Genomic DNA, 17,190 nt, shown 5'->3' with positions numbered 1-17,190 from the left:
CACAAGATAGGGCAAGATGGCTAATGATTCTTTGCAAAAGAAAAGATTCCAACCGTCCGAGGTGACGAATGAAATCTATGTTGTGTCAAATTTTAACTTTAGTATGAAGTCAATGTTACTCTCTGCAAGCGATCATCCCATCTTGCGTAAATTGGATTGCTAGGGGCCTTCACATTATCCACTAAAGAAATCTCTAAAGCATGCTTGTCATGCAAGTTCCATGTTGTGGCATTGATTCCCCATACACTTGGCAATAAAATCCCTTGTTCCCTTAGGTCAGTTGAGTTCACATAACACACATATTTCCCATCAGCATCCTGTCCTACCAACCAAAAATCCAATGTCTTGTATGTCGATGATCCATACTGTGTCACCGGAATCCATGCTGAAATTACCCAGAAATGGCGAATTGGATTGGATGTGTAAACATCTGTAATTTTAAAGGATATGTCTAAACCCATATCTGGTGGAATGAAAGACATATAATCTTTGGTACCCGAGCCACTCAACAGTTTTAAGTGCTTTTTATACGCTAAAAACATTATGTCATTTCCAAAATTATCTTGTGAGTGTAGTGATTTTTGCGGGTAGTCATCTGCAACGGATATTTGGGAGTGACTCCCATGAGTGTGTGAAAGAAGCTATGTAAAAGAAACAGGTCTTCTATGATAGAATTTAATCATAGGAGGCCTTTTATTATGGCAAAGAATCAAAAAGACATTCATAAAGTCAAAATGACCGACGGAAAAAGAGCAATCATTTAGCAGCTCTTTCAGGAGTACGACATTGAGCGTGCATCCGACATCCAAGATGCCCTAAAAGATCTGCTGGGTGGAACCATCAAAGAAATGATGGAAACGGAGATAGACAGTCATTTAGGCTATAAGAAATCGAAGTGCTCCGTTAGTGAGAATGCCCGAAACAGATACAAATCCAAAACCTTAAACAGCAGCTATGGCAGATTTCGGATTAACGGTCCCCAAGATAGACAGTCCTCTTTTAAACCACAAGTAGTAAGAAAACGTCAAAAAGATATCTCCGACATCGATCAGAAAATCATATCCATGTACGCCAATGGGATGACCACCAGATAGATTTCTAAGACGCTCAATGACATCTATGGCCTCGGAGGACTTCATATCCGACGTAACACAGATAAGATCCTGTCCCGCATTAAGGAATGGCAGAACCGTTCCCTTGTCAGTGTTTATCCGATTGTCTTCATTGATGCCATCCATTTCTCCGTACGTCAGGACAGCATGGTGAGCAGACTGGTGGCCTATGTTGTTGTTGGGATGAACGACAGGGGCGAAAGGAAGTCTTAACCGTTGAAATTGGGGAAAATGAGAGCAGCAAATATTGGCTTGGTGTTCTTAACCGCCTAAAAAATCGCGGCAGTCAAGACACTCTTATCCTTTGCTCTGACGAGCTTAACAGTCTCAAAGAAGCAGTAAGCAACAGCCTTTCCGGAAACGGAACATCAGCGCTATATCGTACACATGGTACGCAATACCCTAAAGTATGCGACACATAAGGACATGAAATTCTTCGCAAAGGATCTTCGCAGCATATACACAGCTCCCGATGAAAAGATTGCCTTCAAAAGATTGGAAGAGGTAGATCAGAAAAGGAGTCCCCATTACCCGGCAGCTATGCGCAGATGGTATGATATTGGGACGTCATAACCCCGATATTCAAGTTTTCTGTGGGTGGGGGCGCATCTCGTTTTATACCACGAACATCACAGAGAGCCTTAATGCATCATACCGTCGATTAAATCGGCAGCTAAGTGTATTCCCAAGTGCTCAAGCATTATTAAAGGTTCTTTATTTGGCGACATTTGAATCCACGAAGAAATGGACGATGCCGATCAGGAACTGGGGAAAGATCCGAGGCGAACTGACAATTATGTATCCGAACAGATTGCCCGATTAACACTTACATGCATCATAGAAGACCTGATTTACAGACTTTTCTTCACAGACCCTTTACTTCCCGCAACATCCGTGATTATGATTTTGTGGTCATGGTTTTTTCCTGTTCAAAACTCTCTCGTCTCTCCCGCAGTGTCATGATATTAGAATTCTTCTGATCCTCCACCTGCGTACTTTCCCTCCCACTCCTTATGTTATGGTCAACTTACTAAAACATCTTATTACAGTCCAAGTGTTTCCAAAGATTCATCCCACTTGGACTTTCTTGAATTACTTTGAATTAGTTTTCTGAAACTCGGATGCATTTGGACTTCATTGGCAGCCGCCATGATATCTATATCCTTATAGTTCTTCCAATGTATTTTACTTGCGGCTACTTTATTCATTCCAATAGAATAAGCAGGAATATTTTCTTCAGACCCATCTTTTCGATATACAACTTGCATGAAAAATACCATTTTTACATCAGAAATCGTTACCCCTGGATTTATATTATATAACGCAGCCATTTCTTGCTTAGCTGCAATATTAAATGTATCTAATGTTCCTTGCGCCGTTAAACCTCGTGCGCCCTGTAAGTAAATAGTTACATTTGCTTCTCCATTACTCATATCTACTTTCACATCTCTATACTCAACAGATGCGGTCCCATACGATATAAGATTTTCCTTAACTGTCTTAGTTATATTTTCAGTAGGCGTCCCATCCATTGGAAGATCAATAACAGGCCCCTCTTTCTTTTTATTCTTGTCCCCTTTATCAGTAACATCTTTTTGACTTCCAGAAGTTGTCTCTTGCGTCTCTTGATGAGAATGTCTCATCCCCCCAAATGCGCCAATTAGTCCAGTCATAAAGAAAAACGCTAAAACGACAGCCACAACTATAGCAAGCGGCTTAGTTTTTGGATTACGTCTATAATAATTACTTTTCATCGAACTATCAGAAAAGAGTGGGTATCCATCGCTATCCTTAAATGATTCACTACAGATCTTATAGAGATCGTATAAGGTACCTAAAAAGAATATGCCAAATGTAAATAGATATATAACCCCTGTCAACAATCTTCCAACATATATCCTATGCAAGCCTGCAATTCCTAAAAAACCAAAGCAAGCAAGCATTAATGCTACGACTCTATTTCTCGAAGATACATAATACTTCCTTTCATTAGGACTATCCCCTCCTTTTTTCGACTTGCTCGTCGAAATACCACATTTTGAGCAATATGTAGACTTATCATCAATTTTAGCGCCACAATTCGAACAAAACATTTTTTTAGCCCCCTATTAGCTTACTATACATTCATGCTTTATATAGTAAACTATTTCACATGTTTTCCAATTATATTTTAATTACTCAAACTTCGCAGACAAATAATGTACTGTAAGCCTTGAAAAATCTAGCTTTTAGGCAAATAAAACAGCATGAGCGACAAGCCCCCCATTAATGGATGCCTGTGTGCTGTATATAGAACAGCTTATTGGCATCCCTCCAAAATTTCTTGTGTATTCCATCGGACGTTGGGCAGTACATATAGGACTAACAAACAAGCAGAAAAAGAACACAAAGCATATCTTCTTGAAATAGTCTCTTTCAAACATTGTTTAATTCCTCCACATTAACGTGAGCCATCAATCAGTGTATAAATATTGTCCGAAAAGTTTGGATCCATATATCTTCCTTCTCGTGCGGAGTACCACTGTTGCCCACCATAAAACTTCATGTTATATGCAAGATAAAATGCCATCTCACCATCAAAATAATGCCCTGTTTCAGCCATAGTTCCTACCGGTGGAATATATCGCCATTCATTATCCCTAAAATCCCACCAATACATTCGTCTTGATTCCCAATTATACATGAAATGAGCTGTTCCTGACCCAGAAGGTTCTATATTCCCTCGATCAGCCTCTGGAACATGAATTTCCCTAATGGCAAGTTTATATATTGGAGGGTTATATTCTTCTACGACCAACGATGTTTTATCAATATAAGATGCGTGCCCCATATGAGCACCGCATAGGATAAAATTTTTGTTCCCCCACAGGTAATTTGGATAATCAGCACAGGCTATCCCAGGTAATCCAAGAACGAGTAAAAATATTATAAACACAAAATGACTCTTATGCGTATGCATAAATTGATATTTCCCCACCACAATCCCCCCATCTGATAAATTTTTCATCTGGATATAGTCGATTTTTATTAGTACCGCTTTACTTATGTTAGTATAACATGAATTTTAGATTTCCTCCATAAAAATCTATCTGTCAGCCATATCTTCAGTCACTATATCCTTCCAATACCAATCTCAATCTCACCCTTGAAAGCAACAACTACCTCGCCATCTTCCTTGACTACAATGTGATCGAGCACCCCGACCCATAGATCTTCATCAAACTCAACTAGATCCCCGTTGATGCCACATAGCGTATGAATCATACCCTCCAATGTTTTTCTCTTGCTCTCCCTCTCGGCTATTTGGTCATCCAACTTTTCCAAATGCCCCTGCTTTTCCATGTAGCGTGCGCGAATCTCATTCTCCTGTTTCAGATACACTGTCTGGTCCTGTGCCACCCGTGCATTCTCGCGAATCAGCGTTTCGAGTCGTTCTGCCAAAACGCCGAGTTCCTGCTCTACTCCATTACGCTCTTCCATCAGCTCCTCTGTCCGGCAAACGCCGTCAATCAGGGATTGGAGTTCCACAATCACCTTCTCTTTGACCTCCACCAAGGAGTTCAGTGCCTTGACGAAAATCCGTTTGATTTCCTCCTCCGTCAGATACCTTGTGCTGCACGGCTTACCCTTCTTGGCATATTTTTTGTTGCAGCGGTAGATGACTCTGCGGTACTTGTCCGTCGAATGCCACACCTTCGCTCCGTACCAACCACCGCAGCAGCCGCATTTGATTTTGTTTGCTAAGATGCTCACACCGCTGTGCTTGCCGTTCTGCTCTCTACGCTTTATCTCCAATTGAACAAAGTCGAACAAGTCCGGCGGAATAATCGCCTCGTGATGCTCCTCCACATAATACTGCGGAATCTCGCCCGTGTTCTTCCGTTGCAATCGCAATGCCGATGGCATTCTTTGCCATAGCAACGGGAGAATAGCCCACAAGACCGTCGAAGCTGAGTCCCGGAATATGCAGCACATCCTCACGTCGCAGGCGAATCTGCCCCTTGTTCTTGAAATTCAGATTCTCCTCCGTGCTTCTCGTGTAGGTGTAGTAAAGCTCACCCGTGCAACTGTCACGGCTGACCTCCATCTTGTCCGGGAGAAGCGGATAGAGTCCGAGGACACGTCCTCTGCCATCCCGTAAAATTTGTGCGTAGGCATTCCCCCACAGGAGGAGATGCGCCATAAGCGTCTCACGAAAGACAAAACTCGTCATCTCGGGATTTGGCGCATCGTGGAGCAAGAAGTACAGCGGATGCTCCGGCACACGCTCTTTTCCATGTCCCTTGTAGACGTAGATGTGAAGCGGTAGCCCTGCGATAGATTCGGCGAGGATGCGCACACAAGCGTAGACCGCCGTTGTCTGCATCGCAGTACGCTCGTTGACTGCCTTGCCTGCCGCCGTCTGCTCAAACAAAAAGGACAAACCGCCGAGGTGATTCGTAGGCTTGTCCCGCGAACGAAAGAGTTTGCTGAATAGGTTCATAGGATTCTCCTTGCACGATGATAGCTTTTATGCTATCATCAAAGTGTCTTTAAGAGGGAGTAAAATATGTATCGAATTGAGTTCTACGAGAAAAGAAACGGGACATCCGACGTATGGAATTTTCTCGAGGAGTTACGTGAAAAAAGCAAGACAAACAAAGATGCGCGAATTCAATATGATCAGATCATCTTTTACATCGATCTTCTGGCACGCAACGGAACGAGATTGCCGAGCAAGATCACAAAATATCTGGAAGATGATATATGGGAGCTTCGCCCCGGAAACAACCGCATCTTCTACTTTTATTACGAAGATGGTCAATACGTTCTGCTGCACCACTTTCGGAAGAAAAGTATGAAGACACCGCCGCGCGAACTTGCCCGTGCAAAAGAAGCACGAAACGATTACCTTCGTCAGCAAAAGGAGCGAGGAAAATGAAAACATGGGATGATTACAAGAATCATGTAAAATCCATTGACGCGGAGAGCCGTCAAAGTATGGAGGAGATTGAAGAAATTGCAGCTATTGTTTCTTCGATGATTGAGCGGCGCACCGCCCTCGGCATCAGTCAGAGAACACTGGCGCAGCGCTGCGGTTTGCCCCAGTCCTCCGTCGCACGCATCGAATCTTTCAAAACGACACCAAAAATCGACACCCTGCTCAAGTTAATGCAGCCGCTTGGATTGAAACTTCAAGTTGCTGCACTGTAATCCGATCCTCAAATCACAGCAACAAAATTCCTCGCTCGTCATAGAGGAATGCGGAGATATCATTTCCGCAGCGGATCGCAGGGTCGAGTGCCATGATGAGCGCAATTACACCGTCGATCTTCTCGGTGGATTTCTCCTTATCTGCCTTGATGTTCCCCGCAGGATCGGTGCGAATGAATAAGATTTTTTCTCTACCCCCAGTTGAACTGGGGGTTTTATCATGACTATTCGGCGACCAAAGAAAAGAGATTCCAAACGCTAGATGGGGCGAATGGAATCTCTGTTGTGCTAGGTATTGCTTTAGTGAAGGTTGAATCTGATAAGTCTTTCACACGAACATCTTGACCGACTTCGCGCGCTTTATCTTTCTATATTTACTTATAACTCCACTCCTTCACAATGGAATCCAGAGTGCTTTTGAGCATGGATACCTGAGCATCATAGTTTTTTTCATTGTACGGAACATAGCCAACCGTCATATATTGTCCAGGGTGGAAATTCTTCTTTTGGAAGGATGGAACACGTTTTTTGAACTCTTCATATAGTGCACGGCGGATTTTAGAGGCCTCCCGATACCGTGTGTTTTTGTAGTCACAATTTGCATGTACCTTTACCGCCAGAATGTACGGAGATGACTGCTCTGCACTTTTCTCGTCCCCAGAAAATGCAGTATCATTTTCAAACTGCAGATAGATGGACTCGATATACTCATAGATTCCCATTTTACCGAGTGCTTGTTCATCATTTCTGTCATCAAGGAAATGAAACCACATGCCCATGAATCCGCCGGAGGGATTGGAGACATAGCCCCATGATTCGATACAATAGTCCACTCGTGTCTTTTGCAGATGTGCAAAGAAACCGCGTGTGCCATCAAATCCCCATTCAGTGATTGGCGCTGTGTTGAATATATTGCTGCGACTTTCGAGTTCTTCTAAATGGAGGAGATAATCTTGAAAGATATCGTTGGTACAGTTCTTGTATTTTCGTAGAAGTTTGAGAATCTCTGTGCGGCTGAACGTGTAGTCAACCTGCTCTGTATATGGCTGCTCTACAATCTTATAATATACCGTCCGAATCCGATCCGCTGAGATACCTTCTTTGACCAGTTTATCCTTATAGACGGCGATCTGATCGCCGTGAACGTTCGTATAGGTCTTATCCTCAATGATGATGTGGATGCTGTCCACGATGACAAGTACATCAATCTTGAGATATTGTCTCTTGATCTCATCAATTTGTGTTGCGTGTTCAAGTCCTGGTATTTGGCGAATAAAGTCCAATGCACACGCACAGAGAAGAGAATCTTCTTTCTGATGCTTCTTTTTTCCATGAGCAAGCAGCCAACAAATGAATGCATCCTGTGACAACTCACTCGTAGCGTACTGAAACAGATTTACCTTTTCCATAATGCACTTTCTGTATCGTAGAACAACATATCAACATTATAATTCTAGGTTAATATAAAATATCCTCCAAACATCAGAGCAATTTCACTTCCTTCGGCTGTGCCTCTTTAGGAAGCTTGAGATCCACATCTTTGTAAAAGTTCCGCACAGGTATACCACACACTGCGTCACATACCTTCATGCTGGAATGGGAGTCCTCCAGCACAGGAAACAGACTCTCGTCGATACTGGCAACCTGCAGTGCGATATGAGGCATGATTTTCAGACCTTGCACAATCTCTCTTGCAAGAAATGCGACCTCCTCACACTTCTGGTTCGCCCTCACAGTCCATATCAATCGTGCTGTCGGGAAACATTGAGTGATCTCCTGCACTTTTTCGCTAATATAATCGAAAAGCTCATCCTCCTGCTCTGACATATCCCACCATTCCAGCATTTCATCTGGGATGAGAGAATGTTCTTCGTCCACACTAAAAGAGATCAGCACGCCCTCTACTGTCTCATCCAGCACAGGCAATTTTCCTGCCTCCGAGATACATCGAATCTTCCCGTCCTGCGATCCCAATGTCTTTTTGACATTGGAATAGTCCAAGTCCCCCATATCCTCATAACAGCTTTTGCCCCACCACAGTCCAAACCAGTGCATAAAATCCTTTGCACAATCCGCATCTGCGAAGCAAAAAATATCGGGATTATTCAAATGTTGGTAAAACTCATCCGTTTGCCGTGCCAGCAAGGGCTGCACGAATTCGATAAATTCCCCCGCGGAAGCTGTACGATATATGAGAAGCATATCCTGCTGTTCGAATATCTCCGGCGGCATCGCTGCGGTGTGGACATCCGAGATCAACAAGACGCGCCATAGCCATACTTCATCCTCGTCCACATCGTCCTCGCAGCTTTCTCTGTCTAAAGCCCCCTTCCATATCACGTACGGCTCATCATCCCCTTCGTATCTCTCACGCTCTTTATAAAACCGTCGCACAGGCATACCATATAGGGGATCGCATTCCATAACGCAGGAATAATTGTACTCCAACGGAGGGATCAAATTCTCATCGGTACAGGTAATCCGCAGATCCCAAATTTCCTTGTAAGATGACATTTCCTTGTCCCTCCATCAATCGATTGACCATGTGCCTTTTCCGCGCACAAGTCTTTGAATGCTGTACATCTCTATGCCCATCGGTTTGATCATAATTCGTTGCACGAGCAAAAACCTTAATCGATCAGTCTCGCTGCAAGAAGTGCGGTCACACTCCGCTCTGGACACATTTCGATAGTCCATATAATGTTTGTGCTTTCGTGAAAAGAACGACCGAGTTTCTCCGCTTGTGTACATACATCGTACATTGAGAGTTCAGCCCCTCGAAAGATAAACAAAGCACCCTGTACTTCTGCATCTTTTGTGGATAGTTCTTCCTGCGGAATGAGCATTTTCTTGGATATGCAGAGAATACGCCCTCGCTGTGATGCGAATGCCTTGATCACATCATCGAAGTCAACATCAATCACTTGAACATCAGCGAGCATCTGCCATCCAATGAAGCGAATAAACTCTTTTGCGGCATTCACATTGACAAAACAAAAGACTGCAGGATGACATACGGCCTCACCCGGCTCCCTCTTCTGCAGAGAAAAGAGCGGCCGCACGCATTCGGCCAGCTGCTCCTCGCTATTTGTCCGATAGACAAGTACCATATCCTGCTTCTTGAGCATTTCGACAGGGAGCTCTGCCACGGATACATCTGCCGTTAAGAGGATTCGCCAACCCCGAACATCATCTTCGATATGTGTCAAATCGGTTTTTTCTATCCCTCGACAGAACCGCTTTACAGGAATACCGCATTCGATCTCACGGGTCTCCTGATGAGGAGCGTATTCGCTCAATGACGGCAGTAAATCATCATGCTTGCACGCAATTCTAAGTTCGCGCACGCCCTCGTACACTCGCATTTTCGCTCTCTCCTCACCAAGTTGATTTCCTGCATACAAATAGAGCTGGCTCAATTCACTGTCCTTTGGGTGCTATAATTTTTAGGACATGGGCTGTGCGACAAAAACAAGGATTTCGTTCTTATCGTGCACCTCAATCTGCCATAGAACATTTACCCCATCTGCAAAACAACCGGCGATGGCTTCCGATTTTTCCATAACTTCGAACATGGAGAGATCTGTCGAACCTCGGAAGATCAGCTGTACGTCCCGCGCTGCGCTGTTCCTCACAGGCATCTCCTCCCACGGGAGAATTTCTCCCGAGATCCATCGCAGATTCCCCTTTGTCGATGCAAGAAGCGGTAAAACATCGTCCCATGTCGCACCAACCACCTGAGATTGACGTGGCGCCCATAAGCCCGACCCACAAATATAAGCTCTTGCCGTATCAGCGTCTGCAAAGCAAAGGACGGCAGGTCTTGCGCATCCGTCACCGCCATTCTCCTGCAGAGCGGTCAACCGCTCTGCACAAGCAGCAAAGTTCCTCTTAGAATCCGTGCGGTAGACACAAATGACATCTTGATCTTTTAGTACTGCGGTCGTCAAGCCTTTTGCCTGTACGTCCGAAATCAGCATGGTGTTCCGCCATGACACCTCATCTGTGGAGGCAGAAACCTCATGCTCCTGTTCCACTTCAGGATAAAACAGACGCACAGGCATCCCGCATCGGGATTCACACTCCTCTACACGGGAATAATAGTGAGCAAGTGCAGAAAAAACGCTCTCATCTGCGCAGACAAGTCTTACCCCATGATCCGTCGAGGCACTCTCTTCATCTTTGAACATTTCCTCAAACATTGTTCTCCCTCTTTTCATCTATTTCAGTCAATATCAGATTTTCCTCAATTCGTTTCTTACTGTGAACACATGTTTCCAGATTGCTTCGACAGTTCATCAAAGATATGGAAAACCCATCTTATGTTCTCCTTTGAAATGCTCATCAAGGGTAAATCTACATAATAACAACACTTCAAGTCAGAATATTTTTTAGTGTTATTTATACATCTCTGATGTAACTTCACAGTAGTTTCATTCACAATGATATCGCAAACATCCGTTTCTGTATCGCTATTTTCATCAATCGCCTTCACTAATTCTTTTCCAGTGAGATTTTTTGAAACAGCATTTGACGAAACGTATCTCAAAACGCTGAAAGTCGGATCCGACGGATGTTCTTCATTTGTGTTCGTCAAAAAGATATTAACAGCATACAACGAAGTGTCCCCGCTGCCGGAATTTGCTTCTTTGCTAAACGTCAGCCAAAGATCATCCACAATACCGGCGTACGCCTCTTCATGCCTCTTTATAAACGTATAGCCGTATTCCTGGGATTTAGATTTTATCGCCGCGAGTAATTTATCTACATTTCTGTACGTCATAAAAACTACATACGCAGCATTCCTATAGTTCGTCGTATAATCTTTATTATTATCTAGCATAAAGTATCCTTCCTTTTTTATTGGTTGATTTGAAATACCGTTTGTCATAGACAAAAAGGTATCGAAGCCCTTTCTTGTCAATAATCTTATCAAATCACTTATCATCTGTCTCTGCCCAAATGTATATTTGCTTTCATTGCCTCCATTCAAAAGATCCTTCATCGATTGCAGTATGTCTTCCCAACTTGCAAAAACGAAACAGACACCTTGCTTTCTTATAACAGCCTTATATGCACGATAGACCGATACGCATGATTCGTGCCCCGCAATGAATAGCAGGATTTTCGCTTTGTCTTTAGCTAAATCGCATAAGATTTCTGCTTCGCGAATGAGCTGGTCGTCTGAGGAAAGTCCGCTGTTGAGCTTTACCTCAATGCCAATACAGCAATTATCAAATTCCAACAAAACATCCAATTCTCCAAGATCATGTTTCGGCCAAAATTTGATATGCTCCTCATCTCTTATATTTGTGCAATTCGCTTTTTCTATGAGCTGAATCGCAGTCTGTGATTCTTCTTGATGCTTTTCCGATTTGTGTAATGCCCCACATAGGATTGGTTGCAGTCCATCACAAAAATCTATGTACCTGAATGTGCCGAAAAAATCTCCGGTCAGCTTATCCTCTAAATTGTCGGATAGGTTCGAGCCAGATCTGCTGATTTTTCCATAAAATTCTTCGACCATGATTACCTCCATTTCACCTACTCAAGATGCTGATGTCACAAAACCTGCGAAAATGTACCTAGGAGAACGATCTGTTCACCGATAGAACCAAGGGCTCAATCATTGCCACATGTTTCCGATGTGCAAAGTTTGAAGCTGTCATATCCCCTCCTCGCTCACCTAAACCCATCTTCAATAAGCAATGCAGGGAACACCTGCGATCATCCACTTGTTTTCTGATTCATCATCTTTCGGATATAAAAGGAGCAGATTATTTGCTCCAATCGTGCGCATTTCTCTCAACTGAGTGACCTTCCTTGCTGTCGTGATGAGGATTGCCTGCTCTACATTTTTGTGGGGCTTAAGTCTAACTTTTGGGGGTCAGGTCACGAATGGAATCTCTGTTATTTTTCATTCTGCATCAGAATCGATTATGCGTGCATCCCAATCATTTTCCTCTGTATCCCACTGAAAGCTCTTAAGACTCATATAGGTATAGGCATCCTTCAGGGAGATCATCACACAGACGACTTCCCGCCCCCATTGATCGGTTAGGTACTGAAGTGCTCCCTGATAGCGATTCGTCGGCGATACCAGTATATCCCATCCGGCAAGGTATTTTACGTAGCACTCGAATTTACGCATATCTGCGGAGATTTCTCCCGGCTTCATGCTTGCAGCAAATGCTCGCGCTGCAAGGACTTCCTCCGGCGGAACTAGGTATACGGCAAGCGTATCCTGTTTACTGTCGACCTCCTCCCACACTTTTTCATACCTTTCCACGGCAAACCGATAAGGGGCATTATCGGGTACATGGACACGTTGCCCCCATGTTTCATAGATTCTAATCGAGCTCATGTAGAACATCAAGAAGCCGCGCTCTTCACTCGGTTCAACCGACTCCACAACAAAGGGCGTACCATCAAAAAACTCCCCTATGGTATATCCACTATTCATCTCTGTCAGTGTATTGGGGTTCCATGGTGTTGTACGAATATCCTCGGAAAGATCATTAAATTTATCATTGGGCTCAGGGCTATAGCCCATTTCATGTGACAGAAACGTCCCTCTAGTGTCACTATCCAACTGCTCCTCTGCCTTATCATCCTCTGCCCACAGATTCAGTTCCGGCAGCTTCTCCGACTCCTCGGATGCTGCATCTTCATCCGCACACTCCTGCAATGTGAGTCCCTGCTTTTGAAACACCTCGCGGAAAACATCACAATGCTCGCCTACGGCAAACACAACAGTGTCAAAAACCTTCGCATAGATCTTCATAAGCGCTGCATATGCCTCGGCAACAATGTCCGGTGGATTCTCCCGATAATCACAGCCAAAGGCAGGGAGCACAAGAATCTTCTCGCTTTTCTTCTCGTCAACCCAAAGGGGATTGAGAGGACATTCACAAATCGCTCTGCCGCGCAGAAAGTGCAGGGAAAACAGCGTTGTTCTTACCAGACTGTCGGTCATATCATACTCGTCCAGACGCTTATGGGCGAGCACTCTTTCCGCCGGAGAACTCATGTGTCCCCCCGTCATATCCGACGGTGCACATGTGACGACGTGGACATGTCCCCACTCGCTCTCAGGGAGAAGCTGTGGAACACCCTCACGAATTTCCTTAAAGATCGTGATATTCTCTGAATAGATGCAGGCATTCGTTGCCTCGTCATCCTCATCCGCAAGATTCTTTTTGTAAAAAGCTTTCCATATGTCTTCGCCCACAAGGGTCGAATAGAGATTGGAACAAATGCAGAGGTTTTCCTCCACGCCGTCGGCACCGATGTGAACGTAACCGCCAGGGCTTGTTGCCGATCCAGGGTTCACCACCACAACTAGCTTGTCCGGATGTGCAAGGGAGAGCTTCCGCGCGGTGTCTACCAGCTCCCCCCTTTGCACATAAATACGCTCCTCTTTCTCACGTATGCCAAGGAACTTACGCCCCCTAGAACTCCCAAGACACCGCATATCCATCATACGGCTATATGCGTCTTCCTCACAAAAGTGTGCGGTTGGCGTATTCGGAGCAGGCTCTTCACAATCCTCACGCACAGCATTGAGTATTGTCTTGGTAACATAATAAGAATACGGGCTCAGACGCGCATCTTCCAACACGCGACGCTGTGTGTCCACGAAGGCGGCACGGCGCGTCTCAAACACACGTTTTGCTTGTTTCTTTGCCAACCTCTCTCGACGCCACTGCTGCCACTGCTCTTCATTACTCTTCATATCCTACAGCTCCTCTAATCATCATAACCAAAATGCTTTAACGCATCGCTACCGCAGCGATATGCGCAAAAGATAGGTTGGAAACTCCCATATCGAGTACAGCATCTCATCATAGAGCCCATATCCCATCATCGAGGCCGCCGTAAATTTCACGGAAAAAGGATAGTTCGACGACTGCAGGCCTGTCACAATCGTACGGAGACCATTTCCGATCCAAGTACTCTCATTTCAGCCGTTCCTTTCCTCTCACAGCAGTATCAGCAAAGATAGCGTTTCAGTTGATCATTTTTATGCATACGAGAAATCAGCTCCCGCACGGTCAACAACTCCACATCGAACCAAACGCCGCGATCCTCCATCATTCCGATCAAATCCCCCAAACGCGCACGAAATGCCTCAAACTCCTCGCGCAGCTCCTTCTCTGCCGTCACATAGAGGTTATACTGCGCAGAGTCGTCAAAGAACGAAGGCTTGCTGATGGTCCATACACAGAGACAGAGTTTAACCCTCTCTGTGAGCGGAAGCTCTCCTGTGTAAAAGAGGGCGTTATAGATCGCATAGACATGCTTAAAGAGCTGCGCCGTATCCAGATGTTTTGCCCGTGGAGCATAGCCCTTTTCCCCCGCCTCTGTATGAAACAGATTCCGCATCATTTTCAGACCGACGAACAAGTCCCAGTCGGGGTATTTCTTCTCACTGCTGAGATACGATGCCGGCAGCGGGTCATGTGAATTCGCCAGCCACTCCGTCATCTTCATCTCAAAGAGGATCAACTCGCCTCTGCGGGAGAGGCAGGCATCGAGATGGGCTTTCGCAATCGGGTTGAGTGCGGTCAGCTGTTTTTCGTACGTCACAGTATATGCACGGCGCATGATGTCGTAAGGTTCGCCATCAAAGAGATACGCAGGACCATTGCCAAACAGATTGTATGTCATTGCCGCAGAGGAATGAAGGGCTCTCATATCCTTGTCAAGTTCACGCCCTGCGCCCGCTTGGTAGGAGCGGCGTACGCGGTCATACATCGGCTCAATCAGATTGTCGCCCATGTCTTGCAGATAATATGGATTCTTCTCGCTGAAGAGGCCTTCTTTCCCGGGATTGAGTCTCATCCAGTGACGTTTGATTCCCTCATATACCTTTGTCTTACTTACACCGCGCTCCATCATGCACACTCCTTCTCTACAATGAATCCACTCCAGTTGTCCGCATACTGCAGGAGGAGCGTCAGCTTTTCCTCCCGCGCGGCAACGCTCCGATTGTCCTCGACATACTGCCCGTCATGGTAGACGATCGCCTGTACCTCCTCCTCTGTCAGGGGGAATCTGCTCGCCACGAGATAGAGTCCGCGAATCGGAACACTCAGATAGAGGAGGTCGCGGTTGAATCGATAAGGGCTGCGCGATGCGCGTTCACCAGATGACGGTTCGCTGCGCAGATATTGCGGTGTGCCGGGCATTCCTGCCTTACCGAGGTCATGGAGGAGTGCGACGATGACGCAGCTCTCATCGCTGATCTCAGGGGCGAGCACCGCCTTGATCTGCAGAAGATGTTCAGCGACATTGACGCTGTGCTCAAGCAAGCCGCGCTCCCGGCAGAGATGGTAGCGGGTCGAAGCAGGTGCCGTCAGATACGCCGTCTCCTGCTCAATATACGCCATCAGCGCACGAAACGCCTCTCTACGCCGCACAACTTTTGACTTGAGAACCTCGTAACGCTCCATAAGTTCCATATCCTTTATTCCTCCTCGTCAAAATCGACCATTGTCGCCTGAGCCTCACTCCGCTCATGATTCCGTACTCCTGCACAGAATGCAAGTGCCCCGCGCACCTGCGCAGTTTGTTCAGAACGCTCATCATAGATATAGAGCGAAGTATCTGTAAGCGCAGGAGGAATCTCCACGCGCTCCATGAATACGATAACGAGGCTCCTGTCCTCCGCATAGGCTTCGTGATAAAAATTCAGCAAAATCTCACGCTCGTCTGCGTCCATCGCGTATGGCTGCACGAAAAGGCCAATCGCCGGAAATGCAAGCAGGTCGCTGAACTCCTCTGCCTCATACAGATGATAGCCAAAGTCTGTCACGAATGTCCTGCGTACCCACTCGATCTCCTCCGGTGTCAGTCCATAGGTGTAGATGTTGCTCCAAAGATTCATACGTCCCCCTCATACACACCTGCCATCTTCCGTACAGCCTCACGAACTGTCGTGCGCAGACTCTGCGGCTCTAAAATCTCAACATACAGACCGTACTGCAGTGCCCAGTACTTCATCGCCGTCTCATTGCACGAAAGCGTGACAATCATCTGATCGTTCTCCTCCTGCATGATGAGGAAGTCTTTGCCAAACCAGTCAACGAGTGTATCCATCATGGAGGTGTTTGTCCGCATCTTCACGGTGACGCTCTCGCCGCCGAACATATAGATATGCTCTGCAATATGGCGCGGGAGGCTGAATCCACGGGCGAACTCACGCACAGCACTCTTCGGCTTTGCCGCATCGGGCAGCATCTCAATCGCCGTGATACGGTCAATGCGGTAGTGCGATACATTGTCGTATTTATCGTAGTTGCCGATGAGATAGTACCAACCGTTGTTCGCAACAAGTTGATAAGGATTGACGATATAAGGCTTACTCCGTTTCGGATGGAGTTTGAAGTCCGTCCCATAGGTGTTGTAGGTGAACCGCACCTTGCGTTTTTCTTCGATGGCATCGTTGAGCACGTCGAGAGCGATCATCACCTGCTTGTTGTCCGCATGTGCGAGTTCGGGCAGATTCGAGATGTGCGCCACCTTCGCATGAAAGTAGCGATTGCCAAATGATCGCAGCTTTTCAACGAGGCGTCTTGCCTGCGCCGTAGAGAGCGTCCGCGAAAACAGAACACTGTCGATCAGCATGCGCAGCTCGGCATCGTCAAAGTCCCGCTCCACAAGCCAGCAGCCGCCGTGCGTTGCTATGTCGTAGCCCATGTCCTGCAGGGACTGGATGTTGCTGCGCACCGAACGACGATCACAGGTAATCCCGTACTGCAGATGCAGCAGACGGATAATCTCGCCCTGTGTCAGCCGATGGTCTGCATCCTAGTGCTCCTGCAGCACCTTTAGAATCAGCAGATTCAACATTTTCTTGTTTGCACCGTACATCGCGCTATCT

General features: G+C 45.9%; 14 protein-coding genes and 5 pseudogenes. 3 read left to right on the top strand and 16 right to left on the bottom strand.

Features of this window, described 5'->3' with window-relative positions; genetic code table 11:
- Window positions 1–98: 98 nt before the first annotated feature.
- Window positions 99–542 (bottom strand): hypothetical protein, encoded by a 444-nt coding sequence (locus ADJ74_RS11315; protein ID WP_157040607.1) that lies wholly within the window; start codon window positions 540–542, stop codon window positions 99–101.
- Between the two features lie 225 nt (window positions 543–767).
- Between ADJ74_RS11315 and ADJ74_RS09510 the strand changes: the two are divergent.
- Window positions 768–1,935, top strand: a pseudogene (locus ADJ74_RS09510) (IS256 family transposase); the annotation flags it as partial.
- Between the two features lie 220 nt (window positions 1,936–2,155).
- On the opposite strand, the gene ADJ74_RS09505 reads toward ADJ74_RS09510, so the two are convergent.
- From ADJ74_RS09505 to ADJ74_RS09495, 4 genes and pseudogenes are all read right to left on the bottom strand, one after another.
- Window positions 2,156–3,205, bottom strand: a complete 1,050-nt coding sequence (locus ADJ74_RS09505) for a TM2 domain-containing protein (protein ID WP_071844309.1) — start codon at window positions 3,203–3,205, stop codon at window positions 2,156–2,158.
- A gap of 347 nt (window positions 3,206–3,552) precedes the next feature.
- On the bottom strand, window positions 3,553–4,089 hold the full coding sequence (locus tag ADJ74_RS11100; RefSeq protein WP_253271698.1) for a hypothetical protein: 537 nt from the start codon (window positions 4,087–4,089) through the stop codon (window positions 3,553–3,555).
- Between the two features lie 134 nt (window positions 4,090–4,223).
- Window positions 4,224–5,003: pseudogene (locus ADJ74_RS09500) on the bottom strand (recombinase zinc beta ribbon domain-containing protein); the annotation flags it as partial.
- Window positions 4,942–5,595: pseudogene (locus ADJ74_RS09495) on the bottom strand (phage portal protein); the annotation flags it as partial. The pseudogenes ADJ74_RS09495 and ADJ74_RS09500, both read right to left, overlap by 62 nt.
- Before the next feature lie 66 nt (window positions 5,596–5,661).
- Between ADJ74_RS09495 and ADJ74_RS09490 the strand changes: the two are divergent.
- Both ADJ74_RS09490 and ADJ74_RS09485 read left to right on the top strand, forming a co-directional pair.
- Window positions 5,662–6,033, top strand: a complete 372-nt coding sequence (locus ADJ74_RS09490) for a type II toxin-antitoxin system RelE/ParE family toxin (protein ID WP_050343788.1) — start codon at window positions 5,662–5,664, stop codon at window positions 6,031–6,033.
- Entirely contained in the window at window positions 6,030–6,305 is a 276-nt protein-coding gene (locus ADJ74_RS09485) for a helix-turn-helix domain-containing protein (RefSeq protein WP_050343786.1), read from the top strand. Before ADJ74_RS09490 ends, ADJ74_RS09485 begins: the two co-directional genes overlap by 4 nt.
- 13 nt (window positions 6,306–6,318) lie before the next feature.
- On the opposite strand, the pseudogene ADJ74_RS11630 reads toward ADJ74_RS09485, so the two are convergent.
- The 11 genes and pseudogenes from ADJ74_RS11630 to ADJ74_RS09435 form a co-directional block, all read right to left on the bottom strand.
- Window positions 6,319–6,486: pseudogene (locus tag ADJ74_RS11630) on the bottom strand (terminase large subunit); the annotation flags it as partial.
- Window positions 6,487–6,679: 193 nt separating this feature from the next.
- The gene (locus ADJ74_RS09480) at window positions 6,680–7,714 is read right to left on the bottom strand and encodes a PD-(D/E)XK nuclease family protein (RefSeq protein ID WP_050343784.1); all 1,035 of its coding nucleotides are present in this window, start codon (window positions 7,712–7,714) and stop codon (window positions 6,680–6,682) included.
- Window positions 7,715–7,787: 73 nt separating this feature from the next.
- Complete coding sequence (locus tag ADJ74_RS09475; protein ID WP_253271697.1) at window positions 7,788–8,819, bottom strand: hypothetical protein; 1,032 nt, start codon at window positions 8,817–8,819, stop codon at window positions 7,788–7,790.
- A gap of 116 nt (window positions 8,820–8,935) precedes the next feature.
- Window positions 8,936–9,724 carry a hypothetical protein gene (locus ADJ74_RS09470; RefSeq protein WP_253271696.1) on the bottom strand — a complete coding sequence of 263 codons (789 nt, stop codon included), beginning with the start codon at window positions 9,722–9,724 and terminating at the stop codon, window positions 8,936–8,938.
- Between the two features lie 27 nt (window positions 9,725–9,751).
- On the bottom strand, window positions 9,752–10,507 hold the full coding sequence (locus tag ADJ74_RS09465; protein ID WP_050343779.1) for a hypothetical protein: 756 nt from the start codon (window positions 10,505–10,507) through the stop codon (window positions 9,752–9,754).
- A gap of 56 nt (window positions 10,508–10,563) precedes the next feature.
- The gene (locus ADJ74_RS09460) at window positions 10,564–11,832 is read right to left on the bottom strand and encodes a PD-(D/E)XK nuclease family protein (RefSeq protein WP_050343777.1); all 1,269 of its coding nucleotides are present in this window, start codon (window positions 11,830–11,832) and stop codon (window positions 10,564–10,566) included.
- Window positions 11,833–12,222: 390 nt separating this feature from the next.
- Window positions 12,223–14,040 carry a poly(ADP-ribose) glycohydrolase domain-containing protein gene (locus ADJ74_RS09455; protein ID WP_050343775.1) on the bottom strand — a complete coding sequence of 606 codons (1,818 nt, stop codon included), beginning with the start codon at window positions 14,038–14,040 and terminating at the stop codon, window positions 12,223–12,225.
- 257 nt (window positions 14,041–14,297) lie between these two features.
- Entirely contained in the window at window positions 14,298–15,206 is a 909-nt protein-coding gene (locus tag ADJ74_RS09450) for a hypothetical protein (protein ID WP_050343772.1), read from the bottom strand.
- The gene (locus ADJ74_RS09445) at window positions 15,203–15,769 is read right to left on the bottom strand and encodes an HD domain-containing protein (RefSeq protein ID WP_050343771.1); all 567 of its coding nucleotides are present in this window, start codon (window positions 15,767–15,769) and stop codon (window positions 15,203–15,205) included. Before ADJ74_RS09445 ends, ADJ74_RS09450 begins: the two co-directional genes overlap by 4 nt.
- Window positions 15,770–15,774: 5 nt before the next feature.
- Window positions 15,775–16,194 (bottom strand): hypothetical protein, encoded by a 420-nt coding sequence (locus tag ADJ74_RS09440; protein WP_050343769.1) that lies wholly within the window; start codon window positions 16,192–16,194, stop codon window positions 15,775–15,777.
- A pseudogene (locus ADJ74_RS09435) lies at window positions 16,191–17,180 on the bottom strand (helix-turn-helix transcriptional regulator). Before ADJ74_RS09435 ends, ADJ74_RS09440 begins: the two are co-directional and overlap by 4 nt.
- Window positions 17,181–17,190 lie beyond the last annotated feature (10 nt).

Source organism: Selenomonas sp. oral taxon 478 (assembly GCF_001189555.1).
Taxonomy (GTDB): Bacteria; Bacillota; Negativicutes; order Selenomonadales; family Selenomonadaceae; genus Centipeda; species Centipeda felix.
The sequence above is the reverse complement of the archived record's forward strand: the minus strand, read 5'-3'. Positions and strand labels throughout refer to the sequence as shown.